The sequence below is a fragment of the Bradyrhizobium sp. B025 genome, from assembly GCF_042257955.1.
Classification (GTDB): Bacteria; Pseudomonadota; Alphaproteobacteria; order Rhizobiales; family Xanthobacteraceae; genus Bradyrhizobium; species Bradyrhizobium diazoefficiens.
The window spans coordinates 6,922,661-6,936,933 of record NZ_CP170150.1; the positions used below are offsets into that span (position 1 = coordinate 6,922,661).

General features: G+C 64.3%; 18 protein-coding genes. 8 read left to right on the forward strand and 10 right to left on the reverse strand.

The genetic code is table 11. The features are described 5' to 3' along the window. Positions 1-205: 205 nt before the first annotated feature. Together ACE10W_RS32570 and ACE10W_RS32575 are read right to left on the reverse strand one after the other, a co-directional pair. Positions 206-988, reverse strand: coding sequence for a LuxR C-terminal-related transcriptional regulator (locus tag ACE10W_RS32570; RefSeq protein WP_028173103.1), 783 nt, complete (start codon positions 986-988; stop codon positions 206-208). A 236-nt stretch (positions 989-1,224) separates the two neighbouring features. Then, a complete protein-coding gene (locus ACE10W_RS32575; protein ID WP_131234202.1) occupies positions 1,225-1,431 on the reverse strand; it encodes a hypothetical protein in 207 nt (68 codons plus the stop codon). A gap of 292 nt (positions 1,432-1,723) precedes the next feature. Between ACE10W_RS32575 and ACE10W_RS32580 the strand changes: the two genes are divergently transcribed. Continuing rightward, positions 1,724-1,867 (forward strand): hypothetical protein, encoded by a 144-nt coding sequence (locus ACE10W_RS32580; RefSeq protein WP_156149870.1) that lies wholly within the window; start codon positions 1,724-1,726, stop codon positions 1,865-1,867. Positions 1,868-1,952: 85 nt separating this feature from the next. Here ACE10W_RS32580 and ACE10W_RS32585 read toward each other — a convergent pair whose 3' ends face one another. Genes ACE10W_RS32585 through ACE10W_RS32605 form a run of 5 tightly spaced genes read right to left on the reverse strand, consistent with a single transcriptional unit; the run spans position 1,953 to position 8,653 of the window. Beyond that, a complete protein-coding gene (locus ACE10W_RS32585; protein ID WP_053815152.1) occupies positions 1,953-2,441 on the reverse strand; it encodes a hypothetical protein in 489 nt (162 codons plus the stop codon). A gap of 14 nt (positions 2,442-2,455) precedes the next feature. Continuing rightward, positions 2,456-5,602 (reverse strand): efflux RND transporter permease subunit, encoded by a 3,147-nt coding sequence (locus tag ACE10W_RS32590; protein WP_304548214.1) that lies wholly within the window; start codon positions 5,600-5,602, stop codon positions 2,456-2,458. Continuing rightward, positions 5,599-6,675, reverse strand: coding sequence for an efflux RND transporter periplasmic adaptor subunit (locus ACE10W_RS32595; protein WP_304548215.1), 1,077 nt, complete (start codon positions 6,673-6,675; stop codon positions 5,599-5,601). The genes ACE10W_RS32590 and ACE10W_RS32595 overlap by 4 nt, the downstream gene beginning before the upstream one ends. Then, a complete protein-coding gene (locus tag ACE10W_RS32600; protein WP_304548216.1) occupies positions 6,672-7,799 on the reverse strand; it encodes an efflux RND transporter periplasmic adaptor subunit in 1,128 nt (375 codons plus the stop codon). The genes ACE10W_RS32595 and ACE10W_RS32600 overlap by 4 nt, the downstream gene beginning before the upstream one ends. Further along, a complete protein-coding gene (locus ACE10W_RS32605) occupies positions 7,796-8,653 on the reverse strand; it encodes a sensor histidine kinase (RefSeq protein WP_304548217.1) in 858 nt (285 codons plus the stop codon). Before ACE10W_RS32605 ends, ACE10W_RS32600 begins: the two co-directional genes overlap by 4 nt. Before the next feature lie 212 nt (positions 8,654-8,865). Here ACE10W_RS32605 and ACE10W_RS32610 point away from each other — a divergent pair, with 212 nt between their 5' ends. After that, positions 8,866-9,528: a TetR/AcrR family transcriptional regulator gene (locus tag ACE10W_RS32610; protein ID WP_304548218.1), complete on the forward strand. Its 663-nt coding sequence runs from the start codon at positions 8,866-8,868 to the stop codon at positions 9,526-9,528. 18 nt (positions 9,529-9,546) lie between these two features. On the opposite strand, the gene ACE10W_RS32615 is transcribed toward ACE10W_RS32610, so the two are convergent. From ACE10W_RS32615 to ACE10W_RS32625, 3 genes are read right to left on the reverse strand one after another with little or no spacing between them, the layout of a single operon-like run. Continuing rightward, positions 9,547-10,215, reverse strand: coding sequence for a TetR/AcrR family transcriptional regulator (locus ACE10W_RS32615; protein ID WP_304548219.1), 669 nt, complete (start codon positions 10,213-10,215; stop codon positions 9,547-9,549). An 8-nt stretch (positions 10,216-10,223) separates the two neighbouring features. After that, positions 10,224-10,661 carry a hypothetical protein gene (locus ACE10W_RS32620; RefSeq protein WP_049832451.1) on the reverse strand — a complete coding sequence of 146 codons (438 nt, stop codon included), beginning with the start codon at positions 10,659-10,661 and terminating at the stop codon, positions 10,224-10,226. A 28-nt stretch (positions 10,662-10,689) separates the two neighbouring features. Continuing rightward, a complete protein-coding gene (locus tag ACE10W_RS32625; protein ID WP_039187265.1) occupies positions 10,690-10,956 on the reverse strand; it encodes a hypothetical protein in 267 nt (88 codons plus the stop codon). A gap of 173 nt (positions 10,957-11,129) precedes the next feature. Between ACE10W_RS32625 and ACE10W_RS32630 the strand changes: the two genes are divergently transcribed. From ACE10W_RS32630 to ACE10W_RS32655, 6 genes are all read left to right on the forward strand, one after another. Then, positions 11,130-11,336 (forward strand): hypothetical protein, encoded by a 207-nt coding sequence (locus ACE10W_RS32630; protein WP_028173097.1) that lies wholly within the window; start codon positions 11,130-11,132, stop codon positions 11,334-11,336. Further along, positions 11,333-11,491 (forward strand): hypothetical protein, encoded by a 159-nt coding sequence (locus tag ACE10W_RS32635; protein ID WP_165448173.1) that lies wholly within the window; start codon positions 11,333-11,335, stop codon positions 11,489-11,491. Before ACE10W_RS32630 ends, ACE10W_RS32635 begins: the two co-directional genes overlap by 4 nt. Positions 11,492-11,509: 18 nt before the next feature. Further along, positions 11,510-11,728: a hypothetical protein gene (locus tag ACE10W_RS32640; protein WP_028173096.1), complete on the forward strand. Its 219-nt coding sequence runs from the start codon at positions 11,510-11,512 to the stop codon at positions 11,726-11,728. A 37-nt stretch (positions 11,729-11,765) separates the two neighbouring features. Beyond that, on the forward strand, positions 11,766-12,305 hold the full coding sequence (locus ACE10W_RS32645; protein ID WP_304548220.1) for a hypothetical protein: 540 nt from the start codon (positions 11,766-11,768) through the stop codon (positions 12,303-12,305). 10 nt (positions 12,306-12,315) lie between these two features. Continuing rightward, positions 12,316-12,942 (forward strand): PepSY domain-containing protein, encoded by a 627-nt coding sequence (locus tag ACE10W_RS32650; protein ID WP_236842129.1) that lies wholly within the window; start codon positions 12,316-12,318, stop codon positions 12,940-12,942. A gap of 156 nt (positions 12,943-13,098) precedes the next feature. Further along, positions 13,099-14,268: a DUF3734 domain-containing protein gene (locus ACE10W_RS32655; RefSeq protein ID WP_161536501.1), complete on the forward strand. Its 1,170-nt coding sequence runs from the start codon at positions 13,099-13,101 to the stop codon at positions 14,266-14,268. The last annotated feature ends 5 nt before the right edge of the window (positions 14,269-14,273 follow it).

Consider the following 14,273-nt stretch of genomic DNA (forward strand, 5'->3'; position numbering starts at 1 on the left):
CTCCTAGAACTGCGAATTGGAGCTACAGCTCGAGGATCTAAAGTCGCACAAACCTATCGGAGCTAAGCGGCCCGTCGCTGACCCTGATAGAAACCAAGGCCGCCCCCCTACAACCGCGGCGGCCACCGCAATTGCCCTGCATCATCGCAAATCGGGTTCATTGAGGAAACTACCCATTTCGAGTTAGCGGACCTGAGAGTACCCCTTAGTTCAGGCCGCTCGGCCCCGCGAGCAGGCGCAGCACGATCGAAAACAATTCATTCTGCGAGGAGATACCCAGCCGCTCATAGGCGCGCTTGCGGTAGGTCAGCGTCGAATGCAGGCTGATGCCGAGCGCCTGCGAGATCGCCTCGGAGCTGAAGCCTTCGAGGATGCGCCGGCAAACCTCCCGCTCGCGCGGCGTGAGATCGGCGAGCGGCGCGTGCGTGGCGAACAGCGCGGCGAGAGACTGATCGGGCGTTGCGCTCCGCTGAAAATGGCGCGCGACGCTCGCCCCGATCGCAGGTGCGATCGCCTGGAGGCGTTCGCGCTGGGCGTCGCTGAAGCGGCCCTGCGTGGCGATGCGATAGAAATTGACGTAGAAGCAGGTGTCCTCGACCCAGATCGCGGTCGCGCATTTGTCGACGATGCCGGAATCGTTGAAGAAGATTTTCCGGTAGCGCGCGCCGTACATGCGCGGGGCGAAAGTCGGAAGCACGATCGACGCGCCGCCCTCGCCTTCGAACAGCGCATCGCGATTGGGATCGGACTCGTGGAACTGCCCGGCATAGGCCGCGCCGAGATCGCCGCCGATCGGGATGTTGCCGGCATCGAGCAGGCAGCGGGCAGCGCCGGCCCGGCTCAGCGCAAACACCATGCAATGGCCGACATCGGCCTGCCGGCGCAGCGTATCGATCAGCACGATCGGAAAATCCGGCCGTCCGATGGCGAGCACCGCGGGCGTGACATCGCCAGCCGCTATATTCGAGGCCATCCCGTGGGGCCGCATCGTTATCCTCCGCCAAACGTCTTCTGGCGGAGAATATCAGCAAGGGCGGCGTGCCGGAAGCTGGCCGTTACCATGCCGCCTCCGGGTCCCGGCCCGGCGCCGTAGCGCTACGCCCCGTCGGCGACGCGCTGCTGCGTCACTCTTCGGGAAGTCCCGACGCACATCCCGATCCAGCTGCTTGTACGTGACCGCACCGCTCGACCAGGTCCATCAGCGAAAGGGATCTTGAAGCCTGATCACCGATCATTGTTGGGGACCCATTCCTCCGCGGCTGTGTCCCAATGATGGGTATCGTCGAAGTATTTCCAGGGCGGCCGCCTCGGCTTGCTTTCGCCCTTCCGTCGATTTGCATTCAGTGCATGGAGTTGGACGGCGAGCGCCCCAACCATCATCCCCCATTCGCGCGCGTTGTATCGGGAGTTCCATTTGATTGCTGCGAGCATTGGATGCCTCCTTCAAAGCAAGAAGCTTCCGCCACGTTAGCCCGGGCCAAGAACACGGTATGTAAGCTACTTCACAGTCGGCCAACATCTTCGACATAGCCGCGGGCGATCTCTGTGTACGGCGACCGGAACCTACGTTCGCTCGATATTCGGGCGCCGGGCATAGGTCATGTTGCCGCGCGATCAAAGCGCGCGCGGCGAAACGTAGCATTGTCCCTGTGCGCGAAGGCACGTCCTTTCGACAGAGCGCATTTTATCGCTGGTGGACGCCCGCTCAGATAGAGGCCAGCTCATGCTTGAGCTTTGGAACAGCTGGTACGACACCCTAGCCTCGGTGGAGGCGCTTGCCACGGTCATCGTCATTGTCCTGGTGGCTAGCGGCGCCATTACGCTGGCGGAAACTCGGCGGCAAAAAACGCGTGCAACAAGGGATTGATCTAGGGGAGTACACGCCCTGCCCCGCCGCCGCCTTCGCCGGGGCGGCGTTGATGGCGAGCTCGCCGTAGCGGTCGGTGTGCGGTCTATTCGCACACCATCACGCGCCGGTAACGTCTGTAAACGTAGTAGCAGTCACTGTCAGAGGAATAGCGCGAGCCGCCATAGGCGTAGCCGGCAGCGGCTCCGGCGTAAGCGCTGGCCGCATACGCGGCGCGATAGCCGTACCGGGCTCCACCGTAGCGGCCGTAGCCTCCGAAGCGGTTGTAGGTGACGGATGTGGCGCGAGCGGCGTTCGCCACCGCCGGGCTGCCGCGCCCGCTTCCAGCGAGAGCCCCGCGCGGTGCAGCTCCAGCACCGAGGCGGGGCGCCGGGCCGCCGAGGCCGGCATGCGGCACACCGCCAGGTCCGATCGGCGGACGAGCCGCGAAGGCCGGAGGACCTCCGGCTGCTATCGGCGGAGGCCCCGCCATGGGCGGCGGCGGCGGGAATTGCGCGGACGCCGGATTTGACGTCAACGTCACCGTTACAAGTGCCGCACCGATGGACAGCATCAGACCTGTGTTGCGAAGCATTGTACTTTCCCTTGTTAAATCTGTGGTTCGAGAACCGGCACCGGCGTGGCCGCGGGGACCGGCTCCGGCGAAATGTCGTGCGCAGGCGCTGCGGGCTCGTGCATGGATGAGTTATCGTTGTGATCGGGGTGAATGCGGAACCAGGCCACATACAGCGCCGGCAGGAACAGCAGCGTCAGCAGCGTGCCGACGATGATGCCGCCCATCATCGCGTAGGCCATCGGCCCCCAGAAAATCTCGCGCGCGATCGGAATCAGCGCGAGGCTTGCCGCGGCCGCCGTCAGCAGAATTGGCCGCATACGATGCTCGGTCGCTTCCACCACCGCGTCCCAGGCCGGCCGCCCCTCCTTCCTGAGATCCTCGATCTGCACGATCAGGATCACCGAATTTCGGACGAGGATGCCGATCAGGGCGAGCACGCCGAGGATGGCGACGAAGCCGAGCGGAGCACCGCTCGGCAGCAGCGCCATGACGACACCGATGACGGCCAGCGGCGCGACCGCGAACACCAGAAACAGGCGATGGAAGCTCTGCAGCTGGATCATCAGCACCGTGGCCATGACGAACAGCATGAGCGGAACGACGGCAACGATCGGCGCCTGGCTCTTGGCGCTCTCCTCGACGGACCCGCCGATGTGCACCGAATAGCCGGCCGGCAGCGTCTTGGTGAACTCCGCGACTTTCGGCGCGAGCTGATCCACGACGGTCTTTGGCTGCGCGTTGCCCACGATGCCGGCCTTCAACGTGATGGTCGGGATCCGCGCGCGCCGCCAGATCGTCGGCTGCTCGAGCTCGTAACGCAAATTGGCCACCGCACCGAGCGGCACGGCCTGGCCGCCGAGCGCGGTCAATTGCAGGTCGCGCAGGGTGTCGATGGAGGCACGTTCAGCCGCCGTCGCACGTCCCGTGACACTGACGAGATAGATGCTGTCGCGCACCTGGGTAATCGGCGTGCCCTCGAGCACGGAGTTCAAGGTGGAGGCAATGTCCTCCGAGGTGACGCCGAGCTGCCGCGCCTTGTCCTGGAGAACGTCCACCTTGACGACGCGGGCCGGCTCCATCCAGTCGAACACGACATTGCCGAGATCGGGGCTGCTCCGCACGATGCCGGCGAGCTTCTGCGCGAGGTCTCGCACCTTCGCGATGTCGGGCCCGCTCAAGCGAAACTGCACGGGACGCCCCACCGGGGGGCCGACCTCGAGCAGCTTGACGTAGGTATCGGTGCCGGGGAACGTCTTCTTCAGGTAATCCTCGAACTGCGCCTTGACTTGGTCGCGCGCCTTGATGCCGCCCCTGGTCACGACCACCATCTGGCCGAACCAGGTGTTGGCGGTCTGCACGTCGAAGGACAGGACGAAGCGCGGCGAGCCGGTGCCGACATAGGACGACCAGTGGTCGACCGAATTGCTGCCCTGGAGCTGTTCGCGCTCGAAGCGGGCCATCTGCGAGTTGGTATCGGCAATGGACGCGTTCTGCGGCAGATTCCAGTCGATCACGAGCTCGGCGCGATCCGAAGACGGGAAGAACTGCTGCTGCACGAAATTCATGCCGAACAGCGCCAGCAGAAAGGCCGCAACCGTAACACCGATCGTCGTCCAGCGGCGATGCATGCAGACGAGCAGGAGACGCGTGAACAACTGCGCTACGCGCCCCTTCTGCTCGTGATGGCCCTTCATCCTGGCGGGCAGGATGGTGACGCCGAGCAACGGCGTGAACAGCACCGCCACGATCCACGAGACGATCAGGGAGACGGCGATGACCACGAACAGCGTGAAGGTGAACTCGCCCGCATTGCTGCTATTGAGCCCGATCGGAATGAAGCCGGCCACGGTCACCAGCGTTCCGGTCAGCATGGGAAAGGCGGTCGAGGTGTAGACATGCGTTGCCGCCTTTTCCAGGGGATCGCCGACCTCGAGCCGCGCGACCATCATCTCGACGGCAATCATGGCGTCATCGACCAGCAGGCCGAGCGCGATGATCAGGGCGCCAAGCGAAATTCGCTGCAACGAAATGCCGGCATAGGCCATCACGACGAAGGTGATGGCGAGAACCAGCGGAATCGCGATCGCGACGACAAGGCCGGCGCGCATGCCCAGGCTGAGAAAGCTGATGCCGAGAACGATGATCACGGCCTCGAACAGCGCCTCGGTGAAGCCGGACACGGCATGCTCGACAACGACGGGCTGATCGGCGACGAGGTGAACGCCGACGCCGACCGGCAAGTCGGCAGTAATTCTCGACATCTCCTCCTGCAGCGCCTCGCCGAAATGCAGCAGATTCGCGCCGGACTTCATGCCGATGGCAAGCGCGATCGCCGGCTCGCCGTTGTACCGGAACAAGGTCCTGGCCGGATCGGCATAACCGCGCGTGATGGTTGCGACGTCGGTCAGGGGAAAGAAGCGATCGTTGATGCGCAGATTGACCGCCTTCAGACTTGCCTCCGACGTGAACTGGCCGTTCACGCGTACGCTGATCCGCTCGGGCCCCTCCTGGAATACGCCGGATGGGGCAACCGCATTCTGGCCCTGCAAGGAGCTCATGATCGCGTGAACGTCGAGGCCAAGGGCCGCGATCTTGCGGGTGGAGAATTCGAGATAGATCACCTCGTCCTGCGCGCCCAGGATGTCCACCTTGCCGACATCGGGCACGGTCAGGACCTTGGCACGGATGCCCTCCACATGATCGCGCAGCTGACGTTGGCTCAGGCCGTCGCTGGTGAAGGCATAGATGTTGCCGAACACGTCGCCGAAGCGATCGTTGAAGCCGGGCCCGATCACCCCTTGCGGGAAGTCGCCCTTGATATCCGCGATCATGTTGCGAACACGAATCCAGGTCGGCTTCACGTCGGCAGCCTTGGTGCTGTCGCGCAGATAGACGAAGACGGTGGTCTGACCCGCAACCGTCACACTCTTGGTGTAATCGAGCGATTCCAGCTCCTCGAGCTTCTTCTCGATCCGGTCGGTGATCTGGCGCGTCATCTCCTCGGGTGACGCACCCGGCCACTGCGCCTGGACGACCATGGTCTTGATGGTGAAGTCGGGGTCTTCCTGCCGTCCCAGCTGAAGATAGGCAAAAAGTCCCGCCGCCATGAAGGCGATCATGAAATACCAGACGAGCGAGCGGTGACCGAGCGCCCAGTCGGAGAGGTTGAACGCCTTCATGGCTGCTGATCCTGTTCGATACGGACGTGCTGTCCTTGCTTGAGACTGTGGACCCCGGCGGTGACGACGCGTGCGCCAGGAGCAAGTCCACCGGTGACGCGCGCCCCGGTTTGGCCAGCCGCCACATCGATCTTTTGCAGCGACACCGTGCTGGCGGGCTGATTGACGATCCAGACGAAATTGGCGCCATCCTTGGCGAGCAGCGCCGACGCAGGCAGCCGGAGAACCGGGCCTTGCTGCCTGCCGAGCTTTGCCGTGACGGTCGCGCCGAGCCGGAAGCTGTCGGGCGGATTGCTGAGTGCGATGCGGACCCGCCGCAGGCGCGTTGCCGGATCGGCCTGCGGCGCAATCTCGCGAACGGTGCCTTCCACTTGAACCGCCGGCAAGAGCTGCAGGCCGACCGTGAACGGCAGACCGACCTCCAGCGGCAGCGGATAGTCCGGTCCGATATCGACGACCGCTTCGCGGATATCGGGCCTTGCGATCGTCACCACGCTTTGGCCGGGGGACACCACCTGGCCGACGTCCGCACCGACTGCGGTGACCACACCGGCGAAGTCGGCCTTGATCTGCGAATAGCCGAGCTGCTCGACCGCCTTGGTCAGATTGGCCTGTTCGCGCGCAACCGTCGCTTCGGCGCCGGCACGCGCCTGCTCGGCGTTATCGAGCATCTGCTTCGTGGTTGCATCGGTGGTGATGAGCGTTCGCTGCCGTTCCTCCGTCGCGCGAGCGGTCGCGAACTGCGCCTCGGCCTTGGCAAGCTGGCCTTTGGCCGCGCGAACGGCGAGCTCAAGGGCGGTCGAGTCGATCGTGCCAACCGTCTGTCCCTCAGTCACGAGGTCACCGACGTAGACGGGACGCGTGATCAGACGTCCCAGCACGCGGAAGCCGACATTGGTTTTGTAGCGCGGCTCGATAACGCCCACCGCAACGGCATCGTCCGCGTGGTCCGCTGCGAGAAGCAGCGACTGGACGGGCCGCACGGCCTCGGGCGCCTTCGTCTCCTGCTGGCATCCGGCAAGCGCGAGCGCGCATGCAAGCGTGCCCGCCACGATCGTTGTGCGGCCCGTCATGAGCGGTCTCCTTCATAGGTCACGGGCTGGCCCACGCTCAAAAGCTTGCCGCCATCGACGACGACGCGCTCGCCCGGATCCAGACCTGCCTTGATCAATACTTCTCCGGCCTCGTAGCCACCGACCGTCACCGGCTTCAGCGAGGCGGTCCGCGTTGCCGGATCGACGGTCCAGACCGCAGGGCTGGTGCCCGCCGCCATCAATGCGCGCCAGGGCAATGCGATCTGCGGCTCGGTCTTCACTCTCACAGTTCCCGCGACGGCGCTTCCAAGCGTCATTGCGGCAGGCGGGTCGTTGATCGCCACCTTGACCCGAATGGTCGCGCTCCTCGCGTCGACCGCCGGCGAGACCTCCCGAACCTGACCGCCTGCGGTCACGGTCGCATCGGAGATCAGCACCAACGAAACGCTGCTTCGGTCGGCAGCACCGAGGAAAATGGACTCATAGACGTCAAAGACGACGTCCCGGTCCCCGTCCTGCGCCAGTGAAAATACCGGTTGGGCAGCCTGTACGACCTGACCGGTCTCCACACTGCGTGCGGTGACGACGCCGTCGGCTTCGGCTCGCAGCGCGGTATAGCCGAGCACGTCCTTCGCGGTTCCGAGCTGCGCTCTTGCCGCTTCAAGCGCACCTTCCGTGGTTCGCAACCCTTCCTGCGCCTGGTCGTAGGCCGTGCGCGTGGTGAAGCCGCTCGCGATCAGCGCCGTCTGCCGATCGAAAGTCGCCTTTGCCACACGCAGCTGGGATTCTGCGGCGAGAACGGCGGCGGTGGCGGCATCGACATCGGCCTCCTGCTCGGCCGGGTCGAGAATGGCCAGCACTTCGCCGGCCTTCACGTGGGTCCCGACATCGACATAGCGCGCGAGGACGCGCCCGCTGACGCGGAACGACAGATCCGCCCGAAAGCGGGCCTGCACCTCACCGGTCAGGGTAAGCGAGGATTGCCGATCTCTCGGCTGCACGATTTCCGTGCGCACGACAGCGGCGCGCGCGGAAGGACTGGCAGCGTGATCGTCGCAGCCGCCAAGCGCGGCAGCAACAAGTGCGAGGGCCAGGCCACCGAGAGGCCTCAGCAAGCGCTCGGTTCGGCCGATTTTGGAGAGGTTCGAATAACGCGGGTTCATAGCGCGTCCGTACGGTGAGAGGGTGACAGTAGATTGCCCAGGACGTCCGGGCCCGTGGTCAGCGTGGCCCGTTCGTTCGGGCGCGCTCGCAGTGAATCTGGATCCGCGCGCATCGCGGCCGGACGCTCGATCTGATCCGGGAGGCCGGCGCCCGAGCCGGGCGTCACGGACGCGTTGGTCTTCAGCCGGCGCGGCCGCCTCATGCGGCGCGCCGCCATCGACCAGCTTGCCTGCCGCTCCCGCTCGCTCAGGTGAAACGCGACCACGACGGATGTGAACTCGGCAGCGAAGCCGTGCTCGATCCGTCCGCCGAGCCCTTTCGCAAGGTCATTGCTGATCTCGAACTCCCGGCCCAAGGCCCGCGCCGGCCGCGAGCCGTTGTCCAGCACCACGCAGTTCGCGACCGAGCCGATGCGCGACAGCTTGACCTTGATCTCGCCGGAGCGCGCGTCGAAGTACGCATGCTTCGCTGCGTTGACGATGAGGTCGTGGACGATCAGGCCAAGCCGTCCGCACCGCTCGGGCTGAAGCGGGAGAGACTCGGTGGTGAGCGTCAGCCGGATCCCCATTCGATCCAGAAAGGATTGGCGCATGGCGCAGCCCAGTCGGCGAATGTAAGTCGCGGCATCGTTGAGGACATCGCCGTCCGGCATGGCCAGCGCCCGATGCAGCTCCGCATGTCCGTGCAGCAGCTCCACGACGTCGCTCAGGGCGGCCTTTGCTTCCGCTCCGTCGGCGCGGATGACCGCCGCCGAGACCAGATCGATCGCCGAGGCGATTCCTTTATCGACCCTGTGATGCAACTCGCGCAGCAGGATGCCGTGTTGTGGGCGGTCCGGGTCGGGGCACGACATATTCGCTCTCTCCTGAGGTCGACCGGACGATCGCAAGGCCAATGCACACAGGTTTGCGGCTTCGACTGTCCGGGAGGTGCCGCCGCGGGTCCTGATGGACATCGCGGCGACTAAATAAACTATACCGTATATTTTCTTTTTGTTGCCTTTTCCGGCCCGCCATGTCAAGTGCGATCTGCGCGCGCACAGACTCGTGACTGGAGGATCGACGGATGACCAAGAAGAGCACCCCGAAACGGGGCAGACCGACCAAAGACCTTGCCGGCGACGTCCAGGTCCGGATCCTTGACGCAGCCCAGCAGCTTTTTCTCGAGAAGGGCTATCGTAGCGCCAGCATCGACGACATCTCCGAGCTGGCGCCGGCGAGCAAGCCGACCATCTACGCGCACTTCCCCGGCAAGGAGGCACTGTTCGCGGCGGTGGTGGCCCGCACCATCAGCAGGCTGACGGATTTCGAAGGCGTCGAGGCCGAGGGCCGCACCCTTCATGACAAGCTCTCGAACCTCGGCACCACCATCGTGGAAAAGCTCATCGAGGAATCGTTGGGCATGGTTCGCGCCACGATCGCTGAAGCGCAGCGTTTTCCCGAGTTGAGCCGCAACGTCCACGACGCCGCGCGCGATCGCTCCGTCAACGCCGTTTCCCAACTCTTGAATGAAGCGACGCAGAAGCTGGCGCGCGCTCCAAAGGGGCCCTTCGGCGGCAAGCGAAGCCTTGCCACCGCTCAGATCTTCCTGGATCTGATCCTGCTGCCGATGCTATTTCGCTCGCTGGTCGGGGAAACACCGAAGGAGCTGAGACGGGAGCTGCCGTCCTTCATGCGCGAACGCGTCGGCTTCTTCCTTGCGGCCTGTGAGGCAGACTGGACGCCGTGAGCCAATCGAGCGTCGGGTTTAACAGGCGGGTTTGTAGCGCATACTGGCCTGAACGTTGATGAGTTGATGGGGCGCCGGGCCAGCGAACGCGGCGCTGCAAAGCGCCCCCGCGCAAAAGCGCATCATCTCGTCGAACGTTGGCCGAAGGGCGGTCGCCTTGACACGGGAGGGGTTGAGGTAAGCATCCATCGCGTCCAGCAGGCAGCAGGCGAGCGCCATCGGGCTCCCGCCGCGGAACTCCCCGCTCACCTGCCCCGCCGCGATGATCGACCGCACGACACCACGAAGCCGATCCGCATGAGACAGGCTGGCCAGCCAGTTCGCCTGTCCTGCGGCCACCACCAGTTCGTGCAAGCGGACATCGTTTGCCAGCCGGTCTTCATGCAGCCGGGAGATCGCGCCAAACGTTGCATTCAGGCGCTCCAGGCCCGAGCGGCCGCTTCGCGCTGCACTTGCGGCCGCCGCCAACACCTCGTCGAGCAGCTCCGTCACGACGGCCTCCTCGAGCGCCCGGCGGGAGGGATAGAACCGGTAGAGATTTGCGGGGGACATTGAAGCGTCGCGAGCGACGTCGGCAACCGTGGTTTTCCGGTACCCGATCTCCCGGTACAAGCGGATTGCAGCCTGCACGATTCGTTCACGCGTGCAGGACAATCCAGTCTGGCGGGTCGTCTGCGCCTTCAGCATGCTCGGCCTCAACGCAACGGAATCGCGTGCATCTCACGCCGGCAGGCTTCGCCGAATTCACGCAACGGATCCATCTCCTCCAGGAAGCCCGGCAGGTCGACGAACGGGGTGTTCGGGGCAAGGTAGGTCTCGATGATCAGCCGGCCAGCCCGCTCTGCGGCATGGACCACCTCATCCTCGGACAGAATCCGCATGCGCCCGATAAGCGCATACAAGTTCACCAATGCCGGGATCTCGGATTTGTCGCTGGTGAGCGCGTCCGCGTAAAGTCGGGACGCCTCCTCAATGAAGCTGCGATAGAGCTTCTCGCGCTTCGACACCGCGTGCGCCTGATGGCGCTCGCGGAGTCTGCGGCGCCGGGACATCCATCCCGTCACGATCGTGGAAATCGCTCCGAAGGCCGAGCCTCCGAACGCGGCGAAAGCAGGCGCATATATCGTATTCATACGATCGTTCCTCATTCCTTGCGCCGCGCTATCGGTGCGACCCGACGGTCCTGACCGAAGCCGCAGCGGCTGCATGGTCGAACACGGCTCTGCAGGCTTCGCTCAGGTCCGACTTTCTTTGCCTGAGACAAGCTTCCACATTGGTGGGATCGGGGATGTAGCCGGCGCACAGGCGAAACGCGTCAGACGTGCACGCCGCTCTCTGCTCAGCCGTGCCGCGGTCCTCCTGCGCGAACGCAGCGGCGCCCGACGCAACGAGCACCAGGAGTGCGAGCACCAACCGGTTCTTGAACATATCGAATCCTTTCTCAAGTTGAGGCATCTGCTTTCAAAGGGAACCTTGGCCTCACTCCGAAGTCCCCTCGCCCGACCAGGACGAACACGGGCTTGTGAGTCTCGGCTCTTGACACATCCCGCGATCCGCGCTGTATATGAAATATACGGTGTAGTTTATTTAGGAGACCGAAGATGTCAAGCCTGTTCCTGGCGCTCGTGCGGGAAAATCCCTGGCCCGGGATTGCCGTCGCCTCGCTCAATCTGATGGTGGCCGTGTCGCTCGTGGGCGTGAGCCTGCTGCTGGGTCTCACCATTTCGGTGCTCGCCTGGGTGCACGCGCTCGCCGTCGGCGAACCCGCGCCGGTGCGGCATGCGGCCAGCCGGAGGGGCCGCGCATGACGTCAGGGCTGTTGCTTGCTCGCGATTGCATCATCTGCTGGGTCACGGTGTGGCTCGCGCCGGTCGAGTCCATCTTCGACGCGATCGAATCCGAACTCGTCCGCAGAGGCGTCGCGCTTGAAGGCGTCGAGCCCCCTTCCCCGCCCGCCGCGTGAGCATCCTGGACGTTCGACATGCTCAACTTCATCGAAGTGTTCGACGTCATGGACGTAGAGCCGGCCACCGGCTCTTCGGTCTGGAGCGGACGCACCGGCACGCGAGCGGCCCTCAAGCGCGACGGGCACGTGATCGACCCGAAGGCGATGGCCTATTGCCCGATCGAATGGCTCGACGAGCGCGGCTATCTCGACGCCGAACGCGCGTGCCGGCACCCGCGGCCCACGAGCTTCTGAAAACGAGACGGAATCATTTCATGTCTGGGAACAGGCCGTGAGCAGGAAGTCTGTCCTGTCGCGACGTGCGAGCGCCGTCGTCGAGCCCGAGATGCCCCTGCGGGCGTATTTTCTCTCCGCTGGAGGGGCGCTGCTCCTGCTGCTTCTGGCGGCCGACTGGGTGTTGCCCGCACCTTCGCCGAGCCGGCTCACGGAGCAGCATTCTGCGTTGCCGCCGATCCGGATCCACTCGGAGCGGAGGGGACCCGAAGCGGCCGTCATCGACACCAACGGGTTCGGACTGCGTCCCGCGCCCGCCGAGCACGATATCGCCCAGGCTCCACCGCAGTTGCCCGAAACTGAAGTCGGCGGCGCCGTTGTGCGCGACGATGACGGTAACGCGGCGGCGGCCGATCTACGCGTTCGCGAGAGCCTGGCCCAGTTACAGCCCGCCCTTCATGACCAAGCAGGGCGGGGGAGCCCGCATCGGATCGCGGCGCGACGGCACAAGCTCGCTCCGGCGCGGCCTCGAAAGTTGTGGCGATCGGCTCGGCATCCGGGCTTCCAGATCAGCCGGTACGCCTTCGTGCCGAACTAGACCACCGATCATGAAGAACACCACAGGATTATGCGCGATGCCAAAGAAGCAGCTGTTTGCCCTCATCGTTTGTTCCGCGGCCCTCGCCGGCACCGGTGCTCTGGCCGGCGTCACGCAGGTCCCTACCGACGCCGAACAGCAAAGCGCGACCGCGCAGGGCAACGTCGAGGAGGCGGCCATTCGCCGCGTGTTGGAGCAGTTCCACACCACGAAGGTCCCGATCGGACAGGCCATGGCGATTGCGGAGGGTCTGCACGATGGGTCGAGGACCGCAGACATCAGCTTCGAGATATCCGGTCCGCCGGTCTACCGCGTGCGCACGATCAAGAACGAGCGGGTCTTTGAGAATGTCATAGATGCGAACACCGGAAGGGTATCGCAAAGGGAGATCGCGTCATCGCTCAAGGAGCTCGATCGCGCGGATCTCGCCAACATCATAGCCCTGAAGTGGATCAAGCAGGAGTTGTCGGACGCGGTGCGGGTCGCGGAAAGCGCGGCGGACGGACAGGCGCTCGCTGGCGGGTTGATGAAACAGGATGGCAAGCTCAACTTCGTGGTCGTCATCGCGACCAGCGATCACCTGAAGGAAGTGATGCTCGAGCCACCCAAGGTCGGACAGCGGTCAACTCAGCGCTAGCCACGAACGTGACAGCGCGCCACTGAAGCACGATCTCGTGAGTTGCACATTAACGCGCAATATATACACTATACCGTATAGTTTGTTTTAGCGAACGGTCATCGCGGCTTCCGCAACGCCGGCTCGATCATCCCACACCCGAGAGCAAGACCAGTCATGAATTTCCAGCCCCGATCACACCTGCCGGCCACCCAACGGCGGCTGCCATTCGATTGCATAGCCCTGCTGTTGCAAGGCGGCGGCGCTCTCGGCGCCTACCAGGCAGGGGTGTACGAGGCGCTGGCGGAAGCTGGCATCCACCCCGATTGGGTTGCCGGCATTTCCATCGGCGCGATCAATGCCGCGATCATCGCGGGCAACCCGGCCGAGTCACGTGTTGATCGGCTGCGCGATTTCTGGACGCAGGTAACTTCGACTGCACCTTGGGACTGGACCGGAAACCCGTTTCTCGATGCGCGCAACGAGAATGCGCGCAATATCCTCAACCAGATGAGCGCGGGCCTTGCCGCGGCATGCGGCGCAAACGGGTTCTTCTCCGCGCGCCCCCTCCTGCCATGGCTCCACGCCGGCGGCACGACCGAAGCAACCAGCTTCTACGACACCGGCGCGTTGAAGAGCACGCTGGAGCGCCTGATTGACTTCGATCGCATCAACGCGGGGATGACGCGGTTCAGTGCAGGAGCAGTCAACGTGAGAACGGGCAATTTCGTCTATTTCGACAACAGCACCCACACGATTCGCCCAGAGCACATCATGGCAAGCGGCGCGCTGCCACCGGGCTTTCCCGCCGTGGAGATCGAGGGCGAGCATTACTGGGACGGCGGCCTTGTCTCCAATACGCCGCTGCAATGGGTGATCGATGGGGGTGTGCCGCAGGACATGTTGGCGTTTCAGGTCGATCTCTGGAGCGCGAAGGGGCAGCTTCCGGGCAATCTGCCCGAGGTCGTCACGCGTCAGAAGGAAATTCAATATTCCAGTCGCACGCGCGCGAGCACCGACCAGTTCAAGCACGTGCAGCGCCTGCGACGTGCGCTCACGACGCTCCTGGACCGGATTCCCGAAGAACTCAGGGAGCACGAGGATGTGAAGCTCCTGAACACCGCGGTGTCTCCCAACGTCTACAACATCGTTCACCTGATCTATCGGGCGCGCAACCACGAAGGCCACTCCAAGGACTACGAGTTCTCCCGCCTTTCGATGCAAGACCATTGGCGCGCCGGCTACCACGATGCGCTTCGCACCTTGCGTCATCCCGAGGTGCTCGCACGCCCGGTCACCCCGGACGGAGTTTTCACATTCGATCTAGAGCACGATGGCCGTGAATAGAGCGC

Bases quoted from the DNA above. Each gene is read 5' to 3' on its own strand.
- ACE10W_RS32570 (WP_028173103.1), bottom strand. From the start codon at position 988: ATGCGGCCCCACGGGATGGCCTCGAATATAGCGGCTGGCGATGTCACG.
- ACE10W_RS32575 (WP_131234202.1), bottom strand. From the start codon at position 1,431: ATGCTCGCAGCAATCAAATGGAACTCCCGATACAACGCGCGCGAATGG.
- ACE10W_RS32580 (WP_156149870.1), top strand. From the start codon at position 1,724: ATGCTTGAGCTTTGGAACAGCTGGTACGACACCCTAGCCTCGGTGGAG.
- ACE10W_RS32585 (WP_053815152.1), bottom strand. From the start codon at position 2,441: ATGCTTCGCAACACAGGTCTGATGCTGTCCATCGGTGCGGCACTTGTA.
- ACE10W_RS32590 (WP_304548214.1), bottom strand. From the start codon at position 5,602: ATGAAGGCGTTCAACCTCTCCGACTGGGCGCTCGGTCACCGCTCGCTC.
- ACE10W_RS32595 (WP_304548215.1), bottom strand. From the start codon at position 6,675: ATGACGGGCCGCACAACGATCGTGGCGGGCACGCTTGCATGCGCGCTC.
- ACE10W_RS32600 (WP_304548216.1), bottom strand. From the start codon at position 7,799: ATGAACCCGCGTTATTCGAACCTCTCCAAAATCGGCCGAACCGAGCGC.
- ACE10W_RS32605 (WP_304548217.1), bottom strand. From the start codon at position 8,653: ATGTCGTGCCCCGACCCGGACCGCCCACAACACGGCATCCTGCTGCGC.
- ACE10W_RS32610 (WP_304548218.1), top strand. From the start codon at position 8,866: ATGACCAAGAAGAGCACCCCGAAACGGGGCAGACCGACCAAAGACCTT.
- ACE10W_RS32615 (WP_304548219.1), bottom strand. From the start codon at position 10,215: ATGCTGAAGGCGCAGACGACCCGCCAGACTGGATTGTCCTGCACGCGT.
- ACE10W_RS32620 (WP_049832451.1), bottom strand. From the start codon at position 10,661: ATGAATACGATATATGCGCCTGCTTTCGCCGCGTTCGGAGGCTCGGCC.
- ACE10W_RS32625 (WP_039187265.1), bottom strand. From the start codon at position 10,956: ATGTTCAAGAACCGGTTGGTGCTCGCACTCCTGGTGCTCGTTGCGTCG.
- ACE10W_RS32630 (WP_028173097.1), top strand. From the start codon at position 11,130: ATGTCAAGCCTGTTCCTGGCGCTCGTGCGGGAAAATCCCTGGCCCGGG.
- ACE10W_RS32635 (WP_165448173.1), top strand. From the start codon at position 11,333: ATGACGTCAGGGCTGTTGCTTGCTCGCGATTGCATCATCTGCTGGGTC.
- ACE10W_RS32640 (WP_028173096.1), top strand. From the start codon at position 11,510: ATGCTCAACTTCATCGAAGTGTTCGACGTCATGGACGTAGAGCCGGCC.
- ACE10W_RS32650 (WP_236842129.1), top strand. From the start codon at position 12,316: ATGAAGAACACCACAGGATTATGCGCGATGCCAAAGAAGCAGCTGTTT.
- ACE10W_RS32655 (WP_161536501.1), top strand. From the start codon at position 13,099: ATGAATTTCCAGCCCCGATCACACCTGCCGGCCACCCAACGGCGGCTG.